The organism is Streptomyces sp. NPDC088732, from assembly GCF_044751205.1.
Classification (GTDB): Bacteria; Actinomycetota; Actinomycetes; order Streptomycetales; family Streptomycetaceae; genus Actinacidiphila.
This window is the reverse complement of the sequence record NZ_JBIVLI010000005.1, coordinates 15,806-29,609: the sequence shown is the minus strand read 5'-3', so window position 1 is coordinate 29,609 and position 13,804 is coordinate 15,806. Positions and strand designations below refer to the sequence as shown.

Annotated in this window: 12 protein-coding genes; 5 read left to right on the top strand and 7 right to left on the bottom strand. The window is 72.4% G+C overall.

The annotated features are described in order from the left end of the window. Positions 1–11 precede the first annotated feature (11 nt). Positions 12–506 (top strand): inorganic diphosphatase, encoded by a 495-nt coding sequence (locus ACIP9H_RS10470; RefSeq protein WP_319139054.1) that lies wholly within the window; start codon positions 12–14, stop codon positions 504–506. Between the two features lie 60 nt (positions 507–566). Here ACIP9H_RS10470 and ACIP9H_RS10465 read toward each other — a convergent pair whose 3' ends face one another. The 3 genes from ACIP9H_RS10465 to ACIP9H_RS10455 all read right to left on the bottom strand — a co-directional run bounded on the left by ACIP9H_RS10465 (position 567) and on the right by ACIP9H_RS10455 (position 4,625). Further along, complete coding sequence (locus ACIP9H_RS10465) at positions 567–2,018, bottom strand: wax ester/triacylglycerol synthase family O-acyltransferase (RefSeq protein ID WP_401592343.1); 1,452 nt, start codon at positions 2,016–2,018, stop codon at positions 567–569. A 163-nt stretch (positions 2,019–2,181) separates the two neighbouring features. Continuing rightward, a complete protein-coding gene (locus tag ACIP9H_RS10460) occupies positions 2,182–3,780 on the bottom strand; it encodes a threonine/serine exporter family protein (protein ID WP_401592341.1) in 1,599 nt (532 codons plus the stop codon). A 113-nt stretch (positions 3,781–3,893) separates the two neighbouring features. Beyond that, a complete protein-coding gene (locus ACIP9H_RS10455) occupies positions 3,894–4,625 on the bottom strand; it encodes a DedA family protein (RefSeq protein ID WP_401592339.1) in 732 nt (243 codons plus the stop codon). A 214-nt stretch (positions 4,626–4,839) separates the two neighbouring features. Here ACIP9H_RS10455 and ACIP9H_RS10450 point away from each other — a divergent pair, with 214 nt between their 5' ends. After that, positions 4,840–5,211 carry a YbjQ family protein gene (locus ACIP9H_RS10450; RefSeq protein ID WP_401592337.1) on the top strand — a complete coding sequence of 124 codons (372 nt, stop codon included), beginning with the start codon at positions 4,840–4,842 and terminating at the stop codon, positions 5,209–5,211. Here the strand turns inward: ACIP9H_RS10450 and ACIP9H_RS10445 are convergent. Beyond that, positions 5,192–5,965: a MerR family transcriptional regulator gene (locus ACIP9H_RS10445; protein WP_401592335.1), complete on the bottom strand. Its 774-nt coding sequence runs from the start codon at positions 5,963–5,965 to the stop codon at positions 5,192–5,194. The two genes, ACIP9H_RS10450 and ACIP9H_RS10445, sit on opposite strands and share 20 nt — an antisense overlap. 54 nt (positions 5,966–6,019) lie before the next feature. On the opposite strand from ACIP9H_RS10445, the gene leuE reads away from it, so the two are divergent. The 3 genes from leuE (at position 6,020) to ACIP9H_RS10430 (ending at position 9,182) form a co-directional block, all read left to right on the top strand. Further along, a complete protein-coding gene (gene leuE, locus ACIP9H_RS10440) occupies positions 6,020–6,682 on the top strand; it encodes a leucine efflux protein LeuE (RefSeq protein ID WP_401592333.1) in 663 nt (220 codons plus the stop codon). Positions 6,683–6,751: 69 nt separating this feature from the next. Next, entirely contained in the window at positions 6,752–8,155 is a 1,404-nt protein-coding gene (locus ACIP9H_RS10435) for a glutamate decarboxylase (RefSeq protein WP_401592331.1), read from the top strand. A 28-nt stretch (positions 8,156–8,183) separates the two neighbouring features. Next, on the top strand, positions 8,184–9,182 hold the full coding sequence (locus ACIP9H_RS10430) for a cation diffusion facilitator family transporter (protein ID WP_401592329.1): 999 nt from the start codon (positions 8,184–8,186) through the stop codon (positions 9,180–9,182). A 53-nt stretch (positions 9,183–9,235) separates the two neighbouring features. Here ACIP9H_RS10430 and ACIP9H_RS10425 read toward each other — a convergent pair whose 3' ends face one another. The 3 genes from ACIP9H_RS10425 to ACIP9H_RS10415 form a co-directional block, all read right to left on the bottom strand. Next, on the bottom strand, positions 9,236–10,894 hold the full coding sequence (locus ACIP9H_RS10425) for a hypothetical protein (RefSeq protein ID WP_401592327.1): 1,659 nt from the start codon (positions 10,892–10,894) through the stop codon (positions 9,236–9,238). Further along, positions 10,884–12,545, bottom strand: a complete 1,662-nt coding sequence (locus ACIP9H_RS10420) for a hypothetical protein (protein ID WP_401592325.1) — start codon at positions 12,543–12,545, stop codon at positions 10,884–10,886. The genes ACIP9H_RS10425 and ACIP9H_RS10420 overlap by 11 nt, the downstream gene beginning before the upstream one ends. Positions 12,546–12,652: 107 nt before the next feature. Next, a complete protein-coding gene (locus tag ACIP9H_RS10415) occupies positions 12,653–13,729 on the bottom strand; it encodes a M23 family metallopeptidase (protein WP_401592323.1) in 1,077 nt (358 codons plus the stop codon). Between the last annotated feature and the right edge of the window lie 75 nt (positions 13,730–13,804).

The following is a 13,804-nucleotide window of genomic DNA, read 5'->3' as shown; positions in this document are numbered from 1 at the left end:
GAGGACAGGCTGTGCTCGAGTTCGACGTCACGATCGAGATCCCGAAGGGTTCCCGGAACAAGTACGAAGTGGACCACGAGACCGGTCGTATCCGCCTCGACAGGCACCTGTTCACCTCGACCGTCTACCCGGCGGACTACGGCTTCGTGGAGAACACCCTCGGCGAGGACGGCGACCCGCTGGACGCCCTCGTCCTGCTGGACGAGCCGACCTTCCCCGGCGTCCTGGTGCGCTGCCGCGCCATCGGCATGTTCCGCATGACGGACGAGGCCGGCGGCGACGACAAGCTGCTGTGCGTGCCGGCCTCCGACCCGCGCGTGGAGCACCTGCGCGACATCCACCACGTCTCCGAGTTCGACCGCCTGGAGATCCAGCACTTCTTCGAGGTCTACAAGGACCTGGAGCCCGGCAAGTCCGTCGAGGGCGCCAACTGGGTCGGCCGCGCCGAGGCCGAGGCCGAGATCGAGGCGTCCTACAAGCGCCTGAAGGAGCACGGCGGCCACTGACGCCGTGCCCGTGCCGAGGGCGGCGCGCTCCCTGCCGGGGCGCGCCGCCCTCGTGTGTGCTCAGGGCTGCCGCCGCGGACCGTCCTCGCCCTCGCCGCAGGCCGCCAGCAGTTCGGCCAGGGAGCCGTGCAGCGCGGCGGCCAGCGCGTCCGTGTCCGGCACGGCGGTGGCGTCCGCGAAGAGCCCGATGTGCACCCGGCCGCGGTAGGTCGAGATGGCCACGGCCAGCGACTGGCCGCGGGCGAGCGGGGCGATCGGGTGCAGCTCGGTCATCCGGCAGCCGTCGAGCGTCAGCGGCACGTCCAGCATCGGCACATTGGTGACCAGCACGTCGAACAGCAGCCGCGCGGAGGCGGCCAGCAGCGGCGCCGCGAAGCGGTGCGCGAGCGGCGGCACGCTGTCGGCGAGCAGCGCCACCGCCCCGGGGCCGGTGTCGGGCCCGGCGGCCTTGTTGCGGTCCATGCCCTCGCGCACGCCGCGCAGCCTGGCCAGCGGGTCGGCCTCGCCGACCGGCAGCCGCAGCAGGTAGCCGGAGATGCGGTTACCCCGCCCGCCGCGCACGCCTTTGCGGCGGCGGCGCGCCACGGGGATCAGCGCCCGCGGGCCCGGCCCGTCCGGGTCGTCGCCGCGCGACTCCATCCAGCGCCGCAGGGCCCCGGCGACGACGGCCATCACGACGTCGTTGACGGTGCCGCCGCTGGTCTTGCGCACCCGGTGCATGTCGTCGATGTCGAGCGAGGCCCCGGCGAAGCGGCGGGGCGCGCCGCCGTGCCGCGGCGCGGCACCGAGCGCGGCCGGGCCGCCGGGGTCGAGCGAGGCCCGCAGCACCGCGGAGCCGATGCCCAGCGCCCGGCCCGCCTCGCGCATCCGTGAGGGCAGGGAGGCGACCACCTGGCGCGGGTCGGGGAGCGCCGGAAGCCCCGGCAGGCCCGGCAGCGCGGGCAGATGGAGGCCGGCCGGCTGCCGGGGCGCGGGTGGCGCCGGGACGGCCGCCGGGCGCGCGTTCCCGCCGTCGACGCGCTGCGCCGGGGCCGTCGTGGGCGCCGGGCGTGCGCCCTGGTCGAGCAGGACCGCCCCGAACTCCACCGCGCGCAGGCCGTCGGCCAGCGCATGGTGCAGCTTGACGAGCACGGAGACGGGCGCGTCGGGGGCGCCCTCGATGACGTAGACCTCCCACGGCGGGTGCTCGCGGTCCATCGGACGGGACATCAGTTCGGCGACGGCCGCGGAGGTGTCGGCGCGGCGGACGGCGTGCACATGGCGCCGGACGTCGAAGTGCTCGTCGGGGGCCCAGGCGGCGCCGCCGACGCCGTACCAGACGTCACGTACGCGCTGGCGCATGCGCGGGGCGTTCTCGGCGCGCGCGGTGATCAGGGCCGCCAGGCCCTCGGCGTCCACCGGGTGCTCCGGGTCGCGCTCGAAGACGGCGACGGCACCCAGGTACATGGGATGGCCCGGTGAGTCGAGGTTCCAGAAGGCGAGATCCAGTGGGCTCAACAGCTCGTCAGCCAAGGCTCCTCGCCTCCGAAAAGTTCACTTTTGCCCCGGATCGGACAGCAACGTATGCAGTGAAACCCGTGGGAATGATTACAGTCAACTACGACCACGATACGGACAGTTAACATCAGATTTCCCGACGCATCATCAGGAACGGCCGTCCGTGCGGCCGCAGCGCTCAGAATCCGCGCGTCCGCTTCGCCGCCGCGCGGCGTCGTGCCTGGTCAGCGCCACCGGGCAGCCTCAGGAAGAGCCGCACCGTCTCACCGCCGAGGTTCACTCCGATGGCCACCGCGAGCGCCAGCGCGGCGGCCTTGGTGAGCGAGGCGAAGCCCTGGTCCAGATGGCCCCGGGTCAGTCCGAGGAGTCCGTAGTACGTCGCGGAGCCGGGCAGCAGCGGCCCGATCGCCGCCGTCACGTACGGCAGCGCGGAGGCGAAGCGGTAGCGGGACAGCATCTGCCCGAACAGGCCCACCAGCCCCGCGGCGACGGCGGTCGCCGCCACCGGCGACATCCCGATGCCGGCCGACTTCTGGTGCAGCGCCGCGTAGACCGTCCAGGCCACTCCGCCGTTGAGCGCCGCCGGCAGCAGCACGCCGCGCTCGCACTGGAGCAGCACCGCGAACGCCAGGCTCAGCACCATCGCCGCCACCAGTTGCAGCGGCGGGTTCTCGTACGCCCGCAGCGCCTGGTCGGGGTCCAGCTCCGCGCCCAGGCTGACCCCGGCGTACAGGATCAGGGTGACGCCGACGACGATGCCGGTGAAGAGGTACATCACCTCCAGCAGCCGGGCCGAGGCGGTGATGTAGAAGCCGGTCAGGCCGTCCTGCACGGCCGCCACCAGGGCCCGACCCGGGATCAGCGCGAACAGGCCACCGGTGATGACGGAGGAGGCCTGGAGCGTGCCCGTGCCGGGCAGCTCGTGGCCGTAGCGGGCGATGAGCACGCCCAGCGCCGCGGCCGGCATGGCCGCGGCGACGAACTGGTAGAACTCCGGCAGCCCGCGCCCCGCGCACAGCCAGGCCAGCCGGTCGCCCAGCATCGCCCCGAGCGCCGCGACCGCGAAGACCACCGGGCCGCCGCCGCCCACCAGGAGGCTCGCCGCGCCCGCGAGCAGCCCGGCGGCCGCCGTCAGCAGCCAGCCGGGGTAGGGGTGGCGGTTGCGGCGGATCAGCGCGAGACGGCGGTAGGCGTCCTCCAGGGTGAGGTCGGCCGCCGTGATGTCGTTGATCAGCCGGAAGACGGCCGCGAGGCGCGTGTAGTCGGTGGCCCGGCGGCGCACCGTGCGGTTGGCGGTGGCGGGCGCGTCCACCAGCGAGGGCTGGTACGAGATGCCCAGCAGCGTGAAGGTCACGCTCGGCTCGACGCGGCCGAGCCCGTACGCGTGGGCCACGCCCAGCATCGCGGCCTCGACGTCCTCCGCGGCCTCGCCGCCGGCGAGCAGCAGCTCCCCGATGCGCAAGGTCAGGTCGAGCACGCGCGGCACGGGCGGCCCGGCACCGGCCTCCGGCTGCGTACCGGGCTGCTCCGGCGCCGGCCGCTCGCCGAGCGGCATGCGCAGCATCGTCCGCATGCGGTCAGGCCAGGGGGCCTCCTTGGAGAGGCTGACCACGGGGATGCCCTCGGGAGGCGTGAACGCCGGGTGCGACAACTGCGGGGAGGTCTTCGGGCGCGTGAAAGCGGAACCCTGCGGTTCGGGCCGGGGCAGCTCGACCCCGAGCGGCGGGGTGAACTCCGAGCCGCCGGTCTGCTGCCCGGGCTCCTCCTGGTGCGTCACGGTCGTTCCTCCACTCAGCCTCTCGGTGTTCCCACCCGCCGGGTGCGGCAGGGGGAGGGTGTCACCACCCTCCCCCAGGCACAGCGGTTCGACTGCCCGTCGCCCGCCGGACGCTAACGCCGGTTCGCGCGGTGGCGCCCGCCGCCGGAGGCGGTGGGGCTCTGGACCGGCGGCTGCGCCGGCCCGGCGCCGTCGGCCGGGGACTCCGGCCGCGGCGGGGCCTTCTTCGCGGCCGAGCGGGCCCGCAGGAACTCGATGGCGATCGGGACGACCGAGAGCACCACGATCGCGACCAGCATCAGCTCGATGTGCTCGCGCACGAAGGCGATCTGCCCGAGCCAGTAGCCGAGCAGCGTCACACCCGCGCCCCACAGGGTGCCGCCGATGATGTTGTAGGTGACGAAGGTGCGGTAGTTCATCCGGCTGACACCGGCCACGATGGGCGTGAACGTCCGCACGATCGGCACGAAACGGGCCAGGACGATCGACTTGGCACCGTACTTCTCGAAGAACTCGTGCGCCTTCTCGATGTTCTCCTGCTTGAAGAGCTTGGAGTCCGGGCGGCGGAAGAGCGAGGGGCCGACCTTGCGGCCGAAGAGGTAGCCGACCTGGTCACCGGCGATGGCGGCGATCACGACGAGCAGGCAGACGGCCCAGATCGGCCAGTCCAGCTTGCCGCCGGCCACCAGCAGGCCACCGGTGAACAGCAGGGAGTCACCGGGCAGGAAGAACCCGATGAGCAGACCCGACTCGGCGAACACGATCGCCAGCAGGCCGATCAGGCCCGCGGACGAGATGAGGTAATCGGGGTCGAGCCATTGCGGGCCCAGGGCGATAGTCGTCACGCGCCAAAAGTATCAACGCGCTCGGGACCGGACGGTTCCCCGTGCGCGAACGTCCGGCCACGGTTCCCCCCGTACGTTCCACCGCACACCCGCACACATCCCCCGCCGCTCCCGAAACCCCGCCTTCCGGTGGAACCCGCGGAAAGCACGCCATTTCCGCGGCGGCCCGGCGTGCATCGCGCGCGGGACGGCGGTCGCCGCGCACGATGCACCCATGGATATCGACGAGTACGGCGGCGGACAGCGGCAGGGGTCCGGCGTCCTGGTGGTGACCACGAACGACATCCCCGGCTTCCGGGTGGAGCGGGTGATCGGCGAGGTCTTCGGCCTCACCGTCCGCTCCCGCCATCTGGGCAGCCAGATCGGCGCGGGCCTGAAATCCCTGGTCGGCGGCGAGCTGAAGGGACTCACCAAGACCCTGGCGCAGACCCGCACCCAGGCGATGGAGCGGCTGGTCGAGCAGGCGCGGGCACGCGGCGCGAACGCCGTGCTGATGATGCGCTTCGACGTGAGCGAGGCCGCCGACGTCGGCACCGAGGTGTGCGCCTACGGCACGGCGGCGGTCATCACCCCTGAGCCCGCCTAGCGTTGGCGACGATCGCGTCGTGCACGTACTGGGCGATGCCCGGCGCGATCGCCTCGTAGTAGGCGTTGAAGCGGGGATCGGCCAGGTACATCCCGGCGAGCCCGATGTGGATCTCGTAGCCGCAGTCGTAGTAGTGGTCCACGATGAACCGCCGGTGCTCCTCCGCCAGCTCCATCGCGGCCGCGCCGTCGGCCGGGGCACCCGAGTCGCGCAGCGCGACCAGGCGGGCGGTCCAGTCGTCCTGCTCGGCCTTGATCCGCAGCCAGTCCTCCTTGGTGTAGGAGGCGGCGCGGCGCTGCGACTGCTCGTACGCGACGGTGTTGCCCCAGCGCTGCCGGGTCTCCTCGGCGTGCTGCTCGGGGTCGTGGTCGCCGAAGACCTCGAACTTCTCCTCGGGCGTGAGGTTGATGCCCATCGTGCGTGCCTCCATGGCTCGTTGGACGGCGTCGGCCATCTCCGTCAGCTTCCCGATCCGCGCGGTCAGCAGCTCGTGCTGGCGCCGCAGGTGCTGCCGCGGGTCCGCGGCCGGGTCGTCGAGGAGGACCGCCACCTCGTCCAGGGGAAAGCCGAGCTCCCGGTAGAAGAGGATCTGCTGCAGCCGGTCGAGGTCGGCGTCGCTGTAGCGGCGGTGGCCCGCGTGGCTGCGCCCACTGGGCGAGAGCAGCCCGATCTCGTCGTAATGGTGCAGCGTGCGGACGGTCACGCCGGCGAAACCCGCCACCTGCCCGACCGGGTAGCCCGTGCTCGTGTTCATGACCACACCCTCCGGCCTCACGCCACGTGAGGTGCAAGTGTCATATTGGTGCCCATGCTGGGTATCACCGACCTGCCGACCTATCTGCTCGGCACCGTGCTCATCGTGCTGCTGCCGGGACCCAACTCCCTCTACACCCTGTCCGTCGCGGCGCGGCGCGGGGTCCGCACCGCCTACCGCGCGGCCCTGGGGGTCTTCCTCGGTGACACCGTCCTGATGACCGCCTCGGCGGCCGGGGTGGCGGGCCTGCTCACCACGAACCCCGTCCTGTTCGGCATCGTGAAGTACGCGGGTGCCGGCTACCTGGCTTGGATCGCGTTCGGCATGGCGCGGGCCGCGTGGCGGATGTGGCGGGGGCGGGCCGAACCGGAGCCCGAGGTCGCACCGGCCGCCGCCGACGGGCCGGCGCAGGCCGAGCAGCCGTTCCGGCGGGCGCTGGTGATCAGCCTGCTCAACCCGAAGGCGATCCTGTTCTTCATCTCCTTCTTCGTGCAGTTCGTCGACCCCGGCTACGCCCATCCGGCGCTGTCCTTCCTGGCGCTGGGCGCGATCGCGCAGGTCTTCAGCTTCAGCTACCTGACCCTGCTGATATTCGGCGGTACCTACCTGGCCGGCCAGTTCCGCCGCCGCAGGCGCCTCGCGGCCGGGCTGACCTCGGGGGCGGCGGCGCTGTTCCTCGGCTTCGCGGCGAAGCTGTCGATGGCGTCGTCGGTCTGACCCGCCGGCCCGGTCCCGGGCCGGCGGCTCGACCTGCCGCGGCGCCGCATCGCACTTAATGTGAGCGCTATGTCGCTGCACAAGGGTGCCGAGGGGCTGCCGAAACTCGCCGTCAACCCCTTCTACGCGGGGGCCGATCCGGTCGCGGGCATGCGCACCGCACCGCCCAAGCACCAGCTCCCCGACGGGCCGATGCCGCCCTCGACGGCGTACCAGCTGGTCCACGACGAACTGATGCTCGACGGCAACGCCCGGCTCAACCTGGCCACCTTCGTCACCACCTGGATGGAGCGCGAGGCCCAGGTGCTGATGGCCGAGTGCTTCGACAAGAACATGATCGACAAGGACGAGTACCCGCGCACCGCCGAACTGGAGCGGCGCTGCGTGTCGATGCTCGCCAAGCTGTGGAACGCCCCCGACCCGGAGAAGGCCGTCGGCTGCTCCACCACCGGCTCCTCCGAGGCCTGCATGCTCGCCGGCATGGCGCTCAAGCGGCGCTGGATGAAGCGCCAGGGCGACCGCTACCCGGGCCAGGCCCGCCCCAACCTGGTCATGGGCGCCAACGTCCAGGTCTGCTGGGAGAAGTTCTGCAACTTCTGGGAGATCGAGGCGCGCACCGTGCCGGTCGAGGGCGACCGGCTGCACCTGGACGCCGAGTCCGCCCTCGCCCGGTGCGACGAGAACACCATCGGCGTCGTCGCCGTCCTGGGCTCCACCTTCGACGGCTCCTACGAACCGGTGGCCGAGATCTGCGCGGCCCTGGACGGGCTCCAGGAGCGCACCGGCCTCGACATCCCCGTCCACGTCGACGGGGCCTCCGGCGGCATGATCGCGCCCTTCCTGGACGAGGACCTGGTCTGGGACTTCCGGCTGCCGCGCGTGGCGTCGATCAACACCTCCGGGCACAAGTACGGGCTCGTCTACCCGGGCGTCGGGTGGGCCCTGTGGCGCGACGACGTGACCCTGCCCCAGGAACTGGTCTTCCGGGTCAACTACCTCGGCGGCGACATGCCGACCTTTGCCCTCAACTTCTCCCGGCCCGGATCGCAGGTCGCCGCGCAGTACTACACCTTCCTGCGGCTGGGCCGCGAGGGCTACCGCCTGGTCCAGCAGACCGCCCGCGACGTGGCCGTCTACCTGGCCGGTCGGATCGAGGAGTACGGCGACTTCCGGCTGATCACCCGGGGCGACCAGTTGCCGGTGTTCGCCTTCACCACCGCCGACCACGTCACCGCGTTCGACGTCTTCGACGTCTCCCGGCGGATGCGCGAGCGCGGCTGGCAGGTGCCCGCCTACACCTTCCCCGCCGACCGCGAGGACCTGGCGGTGCTGAGGATCGTGGTCCGCAACGGATTCTCCGAGGACCTCGCGGACCTCTTCCTGGCCGATCTGGATCGCTACCTGCCCCAGTTGCGCGAGCAGGAGCGTCCGCTGCACCCGCCCGGCGAGGCGCCCACGGCCTTCCACCACTGAGCCGCCGCGCCCCGGGCAGACGCACCCCATGGGCAAGGACACTCAGACCAAGGGCACCGTCTTCGTCGCCCTCGCCGCGAACCTGGTGATCGCCGCGGCGAAGGCCGTCGGGGGCCTGCTCAGCACGTCGCCGGCACTGCTGTCGGAGGCGGCGCACTCGGTCGCCGACACCCTCAACGAGATCTTCCTGCTCGCCGCGCTGCGCCGCAGCCGGCGCAGTCCCGACGCCCGGCACCCCTTCGGCTACGGCAAGGAGCGCTGGTTCTGGTCACTGCTCGCCGCCGTCGGGATCTTCGTCATGGGCGGCTGCTTCTCCTTCTACCAGGGCATCAGCGCCTTCCACGAGCACGAGCCGCACACCCTCAAGGCCTTCCTGATCGCCACCGTCGTCCTGGTGGTCTCCCTGCTCGCCGAGGGGTCCTCCCTGGCCAAGGCGCTGCTCCAGGTGCGGGGCGGGGCGCGCGAGCACGGCCGCTCCTTCCGCACCGAACTGCGCGAGGGCGAGGACCCCACCTTGCGCACGGTCATCGGCGAGGACAGCGCGGCGGTCCTCGGCGTCCTGCTGGCCCTGGCGGGCGTGGGGCTGCACTGGGCGACCGGGGGGCGGCAGTGGGAGGCATGGGCGTCCCTGGCCATCGCCGGGCTGCTCATGTTCGTGGCGTACCGGCTCGGCAAGGACTGCCGCGACACCCTCATCGGCGAGGCCGCCGACCCGCGGCTGCGGCAGCGGGCGCACGAACTGCTCACCCGGCAGCCGGAGATCGACACGGTGACGGCGCTGCTGACGATGCGGCTCGGCGTCGACTCGGTGCTGCTGGCCGCCCGGGTGGACCTGACGGAGGGCATCGACAGCGAGACGGTGGAGGAGGCCGCCGTCCGGATCAAGACCACGCTCGCCGGGGAGTTCCCCGAACTGGACCAGATCTTCCTGGACGTCACCGAGGCGAGCGAGGAGGACCGCCGCGAGGCACACGAACTGCGGCAGTCGCTGCGCACGGAGGCCGCACGCCGCGAGGGCGGGGGCTGACCGGTCGCCCGGCCGGTCCCCGCCCTCGCACGTCGTGCGGGTGGTGCCGTGCGCTAGCGCACGTCGACGAAGACGGCGGTGCCGTCGCTGTCGAAGTGCTTCGCGTCACCGAAGTACTGGATCAGCCACTTGCCGTCCGCGGTGGGCTTGCCCTTGAGCGTGGCCTTGCCCGTCGAGGCGGTGGTGCCCGAGGAGATGTACGTCCACTTCGTCGAGCCCTTCTTCTGGAAGAACAGCTCGACATGCGCGCCCTTGTACGGCCGCCAGGTGCCGGACACGTACTCCTTCAGGGTGCCGGTGAAGGTGACCGTGGCCGCCTTCTTCACCTTGGTGGACGACGCCTTCATCGAGTACAGCCGGGCGTTGGTGCGGGTCAGCCGGACGGGCTTGGTGGCGGTCTCGGCCAGCTGGTCCGAGGTGTAGTGGTGCAGCCGGTACCAGCCGTCGAGGCGGCCGTACTTGGTGATCGTGACCGTGCCGCCGTTCCACCTCGCGTACCCAGTGCCGAGGTCCTTCCAGCCGGTCCTGCCGTCCGGGGAGTACTCCAGGTGGACGAACTGCGCCGGGAGGGACTGCTCGCGGTTGTACGCCGCCCACAGCTTCGCGGAGACCGTCACCTCGGTCTCCGCGTCGATCCTGGCGCTGACGTTGGTGAAGGTCCCGTCCTCGGGGAGCGCGATCGGCCCGGAGACGGCGTTGCCGTCCAGGTAACCGTTCGGGGCCGTGGAGGCGTACCAACTGGTCCACAGCCGCGGCACGGCGGCGACAGCTCCGGAGAACGCCCCCGTGCTGTCGGTGGTCACCACGATCCGGCCCTCGGGCACGGAGTCCAGGCCCAGGACGACCTCGGCACCGGGCACCGGAAGCCCCGTCGCGTCGTCCTTGACCGTGCCGCTGATGGTGATCTTCTGGCCCGGCAGCGCCCGCGTGCGGTCCGCCTTCGCGGCGATCCTCACCCACAGCCCGTGGGAGGCGGGAGCGGAGAACTCCCGGACCGAGCCGTGGACCTCGTCGCCGTCCTCGGTGAACGTGGTGAGGAACCCGCGGCTGCCAGGAACGGTGAAGTCCGGCGTGGTGAAGTCGCCCTCGGCGTCGGTGGTTGCCGTCAGCGTCTGCAGCGGCGCCGTTTCCACTGCGTTGTACACCATGGCGACGGTGACCTTACGGCCCTCGACAGGGACCAAGTCACCGCTGCCCGGCTGGATGCCCTCGATCCGGCCGGTCGCAGCCGTCGTGGGGTGGGCGAAGTCCAGGAGCGGAGTGGTGAAGCCCTTGGTCCGCAGCACCGGCCGCAGGGTGAAGTCCAGCGTGCCCGCATCGGCGCGGGTCGTGCTGTGGCCCTGGTCGTCGGTGGCGGTGACGTCGATGGCGTAGCGACCCAGATGCGGCACAACGCCGCCGTCCTCGGTCAGCTTCAGCGGTGCGTCGGACGGCACGGCCCAGAGTCCGCCGGACGGGGCCAGCGCCAGATCGTCCGCCACGACGGTGTCGCCCTCGCGCACGGTCGCCGTGACCGAGGTGAGGTCGGCGCCGGAGGCGTCGGTCCAGGCCGGCACGGTGAAAGTGCCCCGCTGGGCGTCGACCGTGCGGGCCACGCCGACGACCACCGGCCCGGCGCCGTCGGCGAGGGCAGGGGTGACAGCCAGTCCGCCCGACAGGGCGGCGACGGAGACGATCAGCGCCAGGGCGCGCCGGGAGGAATCAACGCGCATTGACGTACTCGTCCTTCGACTCGCTGTAGAAGTGGGTGGAGTCGGCCTCCAGGTAGGCGCCCCACGTGCCGTCGCCGTACGCCTTGGTCCTGAGGCTGAAGCGGCCCGAGGAGTCGGTCTTCCCCTTCACCGCCCAGTACCAGGTGCTCTCGCCCTTCGGCTTGAAGACGATGACGATCCTCGCGCCCTTGTACGCCTTCCAGGTGCTGCCCGACTTGTACTGCACGGTGCCCTTGGCCGTGAGCGCCCCGCCCAGACGCGGGCTGTTGGGCGTCATGTCGAAGGCGGCGAAGCGGGTGTCGGTGCGGCGCAGCCGCGACTTGCCGGAGTCGGCGGCGAGCATCGCGTTCGACTCGTCGTGGTGGACGCGGTAGTAGCCGTCGAGCCAGCCGTACTCGCTGATCGAGAAGGAGCAGGTACTGCCGGACTTCTGGGCCGCGGCGGCGGTCTTGAAGGTGGACCAGCCGGTGCTGCCGTTCTTGGAGTACTGCAACGCCAGCTTCTCGGCGGAACAGGACCCGGACAGCCTGCCGGTGGCCTTCACCTTGCCGTACGCGTCGATCGACATCTTCATGCCGGAGAACGACCCCGAGGTGGGCACGGAGAGCTGGTGCTGCACCTGCGGGAAGGAGCTGAAGTAGCCGTTCGGCTTGACGTACGTGTAGTGCGTCGTGGTCACGGACGCCGTCGCGCTGTAGGCGAACGCCCCCGAGGCGTTCGCGGTGCCCGAGCCCATCACGCCGGAAGGGACGTGCGACGAGGTGTTCACCGGCCGGGAGCCCGTGAGGACGCTCGCGCCGGCGAAGGGCTTCCAGCCGTCCGCCGTCAGCCGCTGGACCGTGCCCCTGATGCCGAAGGCCACACCTTTGTGCACCCGGGCGGCCGACGGATCAGCACTGATCCGGTAGGTCAACTGCTCCGCGGGCACGTTCGGCAGGGGCATCGGGCTGTCGGGCGCGGCGTCGGCCGACTGGCCGCCCCGGACGTACGTACTGACCTCGGACAGGGCGCCGTTGACGGTCACCGACTGACGGAAGGTGCCGTCCGCGGCGGTGGTCGCGGTGAGTCCCTTGGACCGCAGGTAACCGTCCTGCTCCAGCCAGTAGACCAGGACGGCCACGCCGGGCGCGGCGGGGACGGTCGTCCCGGTGGCCGGGTCGAAGGTCGTGACCGTGCCGCTGACGCCGAGCGTGCGGTGGTCGTAGTCGGTGGTGCCGCGGTCGAACGCCGCGGTGGCGACGACCGTGTGCTTGCGGTAGTCGAGGCTGTTCCCGGACCAGTGCTGCGTGGTGCCGCCGGGCATGCGGTAGTCGACGTCCACCGGGTAGTCGCCGTACGCGGTGCCCTCGGGCAGCCGCACCGGCTGCCGGGTGTACCAGCCGCGCGACTCGCTGTACTCCACCTCGTCGGTGGAGGCGAGCACGGGCGCGTCCGGCGCCGTCGAGGCACGGACGCTGATCTTGACCCAGAGCGCACTCGGGTCGTCCAACACCACGGCCAGTGTGCCGTCGTCGCCGGTCGTCACCCGCTGCACGGTGGCACCGCTGTCGGCGAAGGCGGGCGCGGCGGTCGAGGCCGCGACGCCGGTGATGGTCAGAAGAAGGGCTGCCGCGTGCAGAACGGCAGGTCTGGGTGCGCGCGATATGCGCATGCAGGACCCCCCACAGGTCAGAAAAGCCGGCGGCGGCAAGATCGCACGCCGGAAGCCGAACAGTAACGGACCTGTGCGACAGCTGTGACGGGTGGGGCCGCGGCGCCTCAGTCGCCCGGGTCGGCCACGCGGACGCCGTGCCGGGCGAGCCAGGGGAGCGGGGGGACGGCCGAGCCCATCTGCGGGGTGACGCGGACCTCGAAGTGCAGGTGGGGGCCGGTGGAGTTGCCCGAGCTGCCGGACAGCCCGATGCGCTGCCCGGCACGCACCCGGCGGCCCGGCGAGGTCTCGATGACGGACAGATGCGCGTAGTGCGTGCAGTAGCCGTCGTCGTGCCGGAGGACGATCTGGTTGCCGAAGCCGTCGCCGCAGCCGGCCGCCACCACGGTGCCGTCGCCGACCGCGCGGACCGGTGTGCCGGAGGGGACGGCGAAGTCCTGGCCGGTGTGCCGGTGCGCCCAGTGGGAGCCGGCGTCGTCGAAACCGGCGGAGAGCCGGTAGCGGGCCACCGGGCTCACCCAGTGCGGGGCGCCGCGGCGGAAGGCGCCGGGGGCAGGGCCGTCGACGGGGTCGGCGTGCGGGCAGCGGGCCGGGATGCCGCCGCCCAGCAGGGCGAGGTAGCGGGCGGCGAGCCCGGCCCCGGCGCGCAGCAGCTTCTCCTCGATGTCCCGCCGGAGCTCGGCCTGCCGCCGTACCCGGTCGTCCAGGTCGTCCAGCGCGGCGTCCACGGCCGCCGTGTCCGCGGCCAGCCGGCGTTGCGCCACCCGGTGCGCGGTCAGCAGCGCGGCCTCGGCGTGCTCGCCCTGGCGGACCAGGGTCACGTCCTCCAGCAGGCGGTCCGGGCGCCCCGACAGCAGCACCCGGGCCGACGGGCTGAGTCCCGCGTTGCGGTACTCCGTGCGCGCCATGGCGCCGACCCGGTCCCGCAGCACGCGCAGCCGGCGCCGCTCCCCGTCCGCCGTCACCCGCAACGCGCGCAGCTCGGCCCGCTTGCGCCCGGCCGCCAGCTCCGCCGCCTGGTACCGCTCCACGGCGCGTTCGGCCTCCGCGTACAGCCGCTCCACGCCGGGGCCGCCCGCGGGCGGTCCGGCCGCCGTCGCCACCGCCGCCGTCGCCGTCCCCCGCAGCGCGAAGGGCACCGCCAGCAGCAGGCACAGCACCACGGCCACCGCCTTGCATCGCATCGGGCCGATCGTGACGGCCGCCCGCGTGCGGCGGTCCGGCGACACGCCCCGCCGGGGCCCATAGCCACCCGCCGG

Excerpts from the sequence above, each read along its gene's own strand:
- ACIP9H_RS10450 (WP_401592337.1), top strand. The coding sequence starts at position 4,840 with ATGGATATCGACGAGTACGGCGGCGGACAGCGGCAGGGGTCCGGCGTC.
- ACIP9H_RS10445 (WP_401592335.1), bottom strand. The coding sequence starts at position 5,965 with ATGAACACGAGCACGGGCTACCCGGTCGGGCAGGTGGCGGGTTTCGCC.
- leuE (WP_401592333.1), top strand. The coding sequence starts at position 6,020 with ATGCTGGGTATCACCGACCTGCCGACCTATCTGCTCGGCACCGTGCTC.
- ACIP9H_RS10435 (WP_401592331.1), top strand. The coding sequence starts at position 6,752 with ATGTCGCTGCACAAGGGTGCCGAGGGGCTGCCGAAACTCGCCGTCAAC.
- ACIP9H_RS10430 (WP_401592329.1), top strand. The coding sequence starts at position 8,184 with ATGGGCAAGGACACTCAGACCAAGGGCACCGTCTTCGTCGCCCTCGCC.
- ACIP9H_RS10425 (WP_401592327.1), bottom strand. The coding sequence starts at position 10,894 with ATGCGCGTTGATTCCTCCCGGCGCGCCCTGGCGCTGATCGTCTCCGTC.
- ACIP9H_RS10420 (WP_401592325.1), bottom strand. The coding sequence starts at position 12,545 with ATGCGCATATCGCGCGCACCCAGACCTGCCGTTCTGCACGCGGCAGCC.
- ACIP9H_RS10415 (WP_401592323.1), bottom strand. The coding sequence starts at position 13,729 with ATGCGATGCAAGGCGGTGGCCGTGGTGCTGTGCCTGCTGCTGGCGGTG.